Here is a 7154-nt window from a genome sequence, read left to right as displayed (position 1 = left end):
AGTCAGCTGTCGAATCCTTAGATCTCCTATTTTATCAATTAAGTCAATTGAGGAATAGAATTCATTTTTAAGGTCATCTGATGTTTTTGGAATATTCATTTTTCTGCTTGCAGGTAACGCCAAATATATGAATCGGAGCAAGGCAAAACACCCGAACCAATTGATTTATCTGCGCATTTTTATTTCTTGTTTAATTTATAAAAATCTAGCGCCACTGCAAAAAGGAAATGATCTTCGAGCAAGCACTAAACTTTACTCTGATTTTATATATGATGTTAGCAACTGGGTATTTATTCTGTTAGTTCTTTCGAGAAATATATTCGTCTGTGTCCTTCTGGAAAACCATTCATTTCTCCAATTGGATTATATCCGTTTTTTAAGTAAAATTCTTCTGCTTGAAAATCAAACGTGTCAAGCATTGAAATTTTCGCTCCTTTTTCAATAGCTATTTTTTCAGCGTGTTTTAAAATCCGTGTACCAACTCCTTTTTTTCGGTATTCTTCTTTTACCCACAAAATATTAATTTCAAGTCCATTCCAATATCCAAGTCCGGCTAATATTCCACCAATTTCGATTCCGTTTTCATCTTTGGCTACAAATTCCAAGCGAGTCCAAATGTCAGCAATTGCTGGAACTTTACTTAAATTATATTCGTTAATTCCGTCGACGATTTTTTTTATATTTTCCTTTTCGCAAGGTTCAATACTAAATTCAGTCTTCATTTCCATTTGAGTGATCAGCTTGTTGCTAACGGTTTGTGTATGAAACGTAGCGTCTAAAAAGATACTTGTTTTTCGGATAAACACAGAGCCAAATTTTTATATTTTGTTTTTAATTTTTCTCTTTTTAAAAGCCAAATTAAAAATTTGGCGGAACTTTCTAAATATACACAAACCCTTCAGTCTTGCAATTATTAGCCATGTTTTATACACCGTGTTAGGTGTAGTTTTTTATTCTTGTTCAATCAGTTTATATCTTTCCAATGCATCTGTCCAAATAAACTCTTTGTTAATTTTTATTGCTTTTTTAACCAATTCAGTTATTGATTCCTGATTCAGTTTATTTTGTTTCATCTCTTTGATGAATTTTAGAGACTCTTTCGGGCTCAGTTTTTTTGCTTTTTCATCAAGGTTACAACACCCAAATCCATCAAAAGAAATCCTAACCAATGATATTTCATTTTCAGCAGACGAATTGAAATCAATAAAAACGGAACTATCTAAACAGCATAGATAATAATCAGCTTTTCTACTTTCAGGCATTGTTGTTTTATGAAAATCAAAATTTTGACTCATTTTTATTCTATTTAAATTATTCGTTTTCTTTAATTGGGATTTTCGTAATTAGGTTTCCATTAGAATCAAAGAAGGAATGATTCTCAATTTTAATTTCTTCATCTAAAGGTAGCTTTGACAGTTTTTCAACAAATTCTCTTGTGAATTTTTTAACTTCTTCATTTGGATTTGTAATTCCATCTTCCTGCATTCTTTTCCTAATTTGATAGATTCCAAGAAAATGTTTTACATCTAATTTTTTCATTTTTGTCAAATTACACCTAACGGTTTGTGTATGATTAGTTGCGAGAAAGTACGCGAGTACTTTCCGCCGTTACTAAAGATAGTTAATGTGAGTGAATTTCCGATTGGGAAATTCCGTAGCAATTAAGTATACATCTTGTTAGCATTAGTTATTTTAATTCGTCGTTTTTGTTTTCCGTTGTCAGATATCAAGGTGAGATTGTTGTGTTTGTCTTTTTCTATCTCCCAAAAAAATGAGTTAATACCATACTCAATTATATCAATCTGATTCTTGTCAGTATCGTAAAAAATTAGGTCAGTTTTTGCATCTTGTTTAGAATTCCACTTTTGTAAATAAACTCCGTTGTCAGCTTTATATATCCAATCACCAAAGATTTGCTTTTCAAATATATTTTCAGGTTCCGATTTTAAATAAATATAAGTAGGGCCGAATCTAATCTCTCCAGCATATTTGCTTAATATTTTAACTGGTCCAGAACTTATCAAAATCGACCACTCATTTTTTTTATCAAAATAAGTATCAAGATCCATTTTTTTGGTGTAGAACAATTTTCGGATCAATACAATTACCGCTAATGATCCAAAAACTATTAATAAAATTGATTTGATTTCCATCATTAATGCTAACGGCTCCGTATATGAAAAGTAGCGCTGAAAATAAGCGGCTAATTTTCGGATTAAACACAAGCCGAATTTTTAAATTTTACTATTTATCTTTTTTACTTGGAAATCGTCAAATTTAAAAATTTGGCGACTTTCTAAAAATGCTCAAACCTTAGTGTTAGCAATTACTTGAGCTATTTTTTATATACAATGTTGTACGCAGTTTTTTATTTGTACAAATCTCCGTTTAAGTACTTTAATCCTGAATCACAAATAACAGTTACAATTATTTTTCCTTTTCCAATTATTTTAGCTCTTTGTAAAGCAGCCCAAACGTTGGAACCAGATGTAGTTCCTCCAAAAACGCCTTCAATTCTTGCTAATTTTCTAGCTGTTTTATATGCATCTTCATCTTTTACAGAAATTATTTCATCTGCTAAATCCAATCGACAAATTTCTGGAATAAATCCAGCTCCCATTCCATCAAGTCTATGGGTTCCTGACGTATCACCACCAGATAATGTTCTTACATTAAAAGGTTCTATAGGAATACATCTAATTCCTGAAATTTCTTTTTTGAATATTTCTGCGTTTCCAGAAAAGCATCCTCCAGTACCTACACCAGCTATAAATTCATGAATATCATTTCCTAAAACATCCATTATTTCGTATGCCATTTTATGGTAGGCATTACGATTGTCAATGTTTTTAAACTGGTTAGTGTAAAACGTATTTGGTTGTTTTGCTATTTCTCGAACTCTTTCGAGTGCTTTATCAATAATTCTAGCTGTTATTTTTCCATTTTCGCTTGGAATCAGTTCAAGTTCCGCTCCAAATGCTCTCATAGTTTGCAATTTTTCCTCGGCAAAAGCATCCGAAGAAACAAAGTGTGCTTTATAACCTTTTGCAGAACATATCATTGCCAAAGAACTGCCAGTACTTCCACCTGTATAGTCAACTACAGTTCCACCAGGTTTTAATTCACCTCTTCTTTCAGCACCTTCGATCATAGCTAGTGCCATTCTATCCTTCATACTTCCAGTAGGATTAGCTCCCTCAACTTTCACATAAACATCTGCAGAATTAGAATCTGTAAGGTGTTTTAGTTTGACAAGTGGTGTGTTTCCTATTCCTTCCATTTGGGTTTTTCTCAAATTGCGTACAACGTTTAATATATGTGTCGTAGCAGAGCAAAATGTTACCTGCTTTTCGATTTTTCCTGCGCAGTGATTGCTAACTTTTCCATTCTGCAAGCATTGCGCCTTGCTATACATACAGGAACCTTGCGATTCGTTACTTAGCTGCTATGATAACATATATGTTGTTAGCCTACGTTTTTTATCTCCACAATCTTTTCCGTAGAGATTAGTAATTCCGTTATTATGCTAAACGAAAAATTACTGGGTCTTCTATTTTCTTCCAGAGTATAGTGTATAAATGCTATTTGGATTTTGGATTTGTTCTGAAATTCAAGAATTAGTTCTACAAAACGCTCTTCTTTTTCCATTCTCATTGTGTAGTCGACAACATACTCAAATTCCATACTTTTAAAACTGGAATTCACAACATTTAATCCAACATATTTTTTTAATTCAGAGATGTTTTTATTGTCTAGTTGATGCAAATTATCTTGTCCGTATATAGTTTCGACAGATTTGTTTTCCATAACATAGCATTCGAGTTTAGAATTCCAAGCTGTGGAAATAATTCCGGAAGGGAATTTCAATTCAATTCCAGCATCGATTATCCAAATACCTTCGTTCGACAATTCAAAAAAGTTGTCATTAACTTGATAGAAGTTTATTTCCTTTAAAGGTCCTGAAAGGATAATCGATTTTAAAGTTTGTTTTAATTCGTCAATACTTTCTGTCATGTTATATATGTAGGCTAACGTTCAGTATAAGAAACGTAGGGCAGGTGATAAGCGATACGTTTCGGGTTGTTACTAAGCCAAATATAATATTTTGCTTTTATCTTTTTTGTTGAAAATGCCAAATTTTATATTTGGCGACTTTGTAAATAGACACAGACCTTTGGAATTAGCACAAATGCCCTATGTTTTTTATACCGTGTTAGCCACTGGCTTTTTCCGTAACTTTATTCACTTTCACATAAAACCAAGGTGAGGATTCAAATCCGTTTTTTTCGTCATTCATATATTCCACTATTTCAGTCCATTTGTCATTTTCCCTAATCAGTCCGTATTCGTTTATTTCAATTCCGAATTTTTTGATTAAGTCATTTGCCAAATCGTGGCAATGAAAACTGTGAAATTCACTACTATCTTCAATTCCGATTAAGTCGTACCCTAAAGTCTGTTCGCTATTATTTTCTGTAATTCCATTTTTTAAATTTATTGAAAGTCCGATTTCTCCAAGACTTGTCTTTTCAGGATTGAATAAATTTAGTAATTCATCTCTTTCTGATTCGGGAAAGTTAATACTCAATATTTCACTTTCTGCTTTTGGGAAAAATGAGCTTTTATATTCGGTTAAAGTTTCTAAATCGGCAAAAGTGCAAATCCAACCGATTTTGTTTTCCTCCATTTTTTTGTCCGTCCAATTGTGAATTTCTTTAATCAGCTTTTCGTTAAGGTTAAAATCTGATTTTGTTTCTGAATTAACGTTTTTTCCATCTTCAGCCCAAGAAATTGACCAAGCGTCAAAATATGAATCGTTGATACAGGTGCTACAAGTATGTAATTTTTCTCCTTCGTAAGTTCCAAAGTTGGACTTTCGTAGTTTAATTAAATAATATGCTCCTATATAGTATTTCAATTTTTTCAGCTTGTGGCTAACGTTAAATATAACAAACGTTGTTGTCCCGAAGGGCAACTATGTTTTGTTATATAGTGTTATGTGTATGCTTTTTTTACTCTATTTCATTTAATATATCCTTTATAGAGGGATTATGTTCAAAATTCAAAGATTTTTTATAGTTTTCAATTGCTTTAGCGGTGTCTTTTTGAGAAAGATAAAAATCTCCCAGATCATTGTATACCGAAGGAGTTTTAGGATAATATTCTTTATTTAATTCAAAAACTTCTTTTGCCTGATTTGGTTGTTGATGCCAATTTAATAACATATTAGCGTTGCTACTTAGCCATTCTTTGTCTGGATAAAAATTATAATCAAGTCTTTTAGATATAGAGTCAAAATGTACTTTAGTCAAATTAGCGAATCTATCACCTATTGTTTTTGGAATAAAGTATTTGCTTCGATATTTATGTTCTTCTTTAAATTCAAACCATGAATAGAAAAACCGAAATCCGTCTTTTTGCGCAAGATATGCCGTACTTCCGTGAGTATCATCTTCATAATATTTCCATTCCATATTTATGCCAGTATCTAGATTCTCTATTTGATTAACAAGTTCTAATGAATGCCGAACAAATTTATTTGCTCGAATTGTGTCTTTTTTTATACTGTTTAAGTTACTTCCATAAGTTGCAGTATTAGCAATTCCAATATATAGATTTTTGCCTTCTAATTTTTTTTCTTTTAAACTATAATTAGAGTTTTTAAGAAATAGTTGGTCATCAAAATCTAAAGAACCATCTATTAAAAGATAATTGTCAAACATCTGTGGGTATTGAATTAGGGAATTCATAACTACTAGACCTCCAAAAGAATGACCTACAATTGTTCTATTTTTGTTAGATCCCGAATAACTTTGTTCAATATGAGGAAAAAGTTCTTTTCTAATGAATTCTAAAAATTTATTTCCGCCTCCAAACTGTTCAGGATTTCCATCTGTAGTTGGAGAAAAGTCCATCATTCTACTTTTAAAGTTTATGTTAGGAATTCCGACCACAATCATTTCAGGTAAGATTTTAGTGTCGTTCATTTCGCTATATTGTTTTAGCATTCCAATAAAAGGAACGAAATTATAGGCTCCGTCTAATAGATAAACGACTGGGTATTTATTTCTTTTTCTATTAGGGTTTTTAAAACTTTCCGGAAGGTAAATAATTAGTTCTCTTTCTTGATTTAGAATGTCAGACTTTATGCTGTCAAATTTACCAATCTGAATTCCCAGATTAGATTTAGTTGAATTGGTTTTTTCGGTTTTTTGAAGTTTTTCTTTTTTTCCACAAGCTATAAAGCCCAATAATAAAAAGAGAGTGAATAGTTGTTTAAGTTTTATCATTAAGTTATATATTTTTTGCGCTTACACATAACGGTGAATATATGAATCGGAGCAGGGCAAGTAAGCTTAAACCAATCGATTTATCTGCGCATTTTTATTTCTTGTTCAATTTATAAAAATTTAGCGCCACTACAAAAAGGAAATGACCTTTCGATTGGTACCAAACTTTGCTCTGATTTTATATATAGTGTTGACATTAGTTTTTATTCAATAGTAGCCCATTTCGTTTTCACTTTTGAAGTTTCCATCTCACTAACCATTGCATTAATTTCTTCTTTAGACATACCTTCAGTCCACTTTAAGATATCTGCATATTTTTGTCTCATAATCCCAGAAGTACTTATAATTGCAACCCATCCATTTGGTTGATTGTCTAAAAATTTTGATGCTCCATCAGGATTATTGAAATCTGTTATTTGTTGATAAATTGAGTGTATTTGAGCATAAACGTTGTTGTCTATTATAGTTAGAAATTTTGAGTCAGTCCAATGCTCTAATTCTTTGACATCTCCTTTGTCATTTTGTAATTTCAAAGTCCACCCGACTCTTATAGGGTTTCCATTTTGAATAGCCGTTTTTAAATCATTAATATTCCCTGATATTACTTCACCATTAGCATCAGCTTCATATATTATTGAATATTTATTTTGACTAAAAACAGATGTTGATAATAATGAGATAAAAAGATATAAGAAGTAAATTTTCATTTTTCAATATTTGTTTTTTAATTTTTTCAAATTAATGTTAACGTTAAGTGTATGTTTTGTTTGGTGATAATCGTTTGCGAAGCGCTAGCGTAGACAAACTATTTGCCAAATGAAATCATACACAGTGTTGTGTGCTTTATGCTTTTTAATTTAATTT

The 7154-nt window shown here is 31.3% G+C and carries 9 protein-coding genes; all 9 read right to left on the bottom strand.

Features of this window, described 5'->3' with window-relative positions; genetic code table 11:
• Positions 1-290: 290 nt before the first annotated feature.
• The 9 genes from AWE51_RS15370 to AWE51_RS15330 all read right to left on the bottom strand — a co-directional run bounded on the left by AWE51_RS15370 (position 291) and on the right by AWE51_RS15330 (position 6997).
• Positions 291-728: a GNAT family N-acetyltransferase gene (locus AWE51_RS15370; RefSeq protein WP_232517394.1), complete on the bottom strand. Its 438-nt coding sequence runs from the start codon at positions 726-728 to the stop codon at positions 291-293.
• Positions 729-950: 222 nt separating this feature from the next.
• Positions 951-1295, bottom strand: a complete 345-nt coding sequence (locus AWE51_RS15365; RefSeq protein ID WP_066315040.1) for a hypothetical protein — start codon at positions 1293-1295, stop codon at positions 951-953.
• A gap of 16 nt (positions 1296-1311) precedes the next feature.
• The gene (locus AWE51_RS15360; protein ID WP_066315038.1) at positions 1312-1539 is read right to left on the bottom strand and encodes a hypothetical protein; all 228 of its coding nucleotides are present in this window, start codon (positions 1537-1539) and stop codon (positions 1312-1314) included.
• A 122-nt stretch (positions 1540-1661) separates the two neighbouring features.
• Positions 1662-2225 (bottom strand): hypothetical protein, encoded by a 564-nt coding sequence (locus tag AWE51_RS15355; RefSeq protein ID WP_157766127.1) that lies wholly within the window; start codon positions 2223-2225, stop codon positions 1662-1664.
• 143 nt (positions 2226-2368) lie between these two features.
• Positions 2369-3295: a PLP-dependent cysteine synthase family protein gene (locus AWE51_RS15350; protein ID WP_198403837.1), complete on the bottom strand. Its 927-nt coding sequence runs from the start codon at positions 3293-3295 to the stop codon at positions 2369-2371.
• 170 nt (positions 3296-3465) lie between these two features.
• Complete coding sequence (locus AWE51_RS15345) at positions 3466-4014, bottom strand: hypothetical protein (RefSeq protein WP_066315027.1); 549 nt, start codon at positions 4012-4014, stop codon at positions 3466-3468.
• A 199-nt stretch (positions 4015-4213) separates the two neighbouring features.
• A complete protein-coding gene (locus AWE51_RS15340; protein ID WP_066315025.1) occupies positions 4214-4918 on the bottom strand; it encodes a hypothetical protein in 705 nt (234 codons plus the stop codon).
• Between the two features lie 94 nt (positions 4919-5012).
• A complete protein-coding gene (locus AWE51_RS15335) occupies positions 5013-6290 on the bottom strand; it encodes an alpha/beta hydrolase-fold protein (RefSeq protein WP_066315023.1) in 1278 nt (425 codons plus the stop codon).
• A gap of 203 nt (positions 6291-6493) precedes the next feature.
• The gene (locus AWE51_RS15330; protein ID WP_066315021.1) at positions 6494-6997 is read right to left on the bottom strand and encodes a hypothetical protein; all 504 of its coding nucleotides are present in this window, start codon (positions 6995-6997) and stop codon (positions 6494-6496) included.
• Between the last annotated feature and the right edge of the window lie 157 nt (positions 6998-7154).

This window comes from Aquimarina aggregata, assembly GCF_001632745.1.
GTDB lineage: Bacteria > Bacteroidota > Bacteroidia > Flavobacteriales > Flavobacteriaceae > Aquimarina > Aquimarina aggregata.
This window is presented reverse-complemented; position numbering and strand designations above follow the sequence as displayed.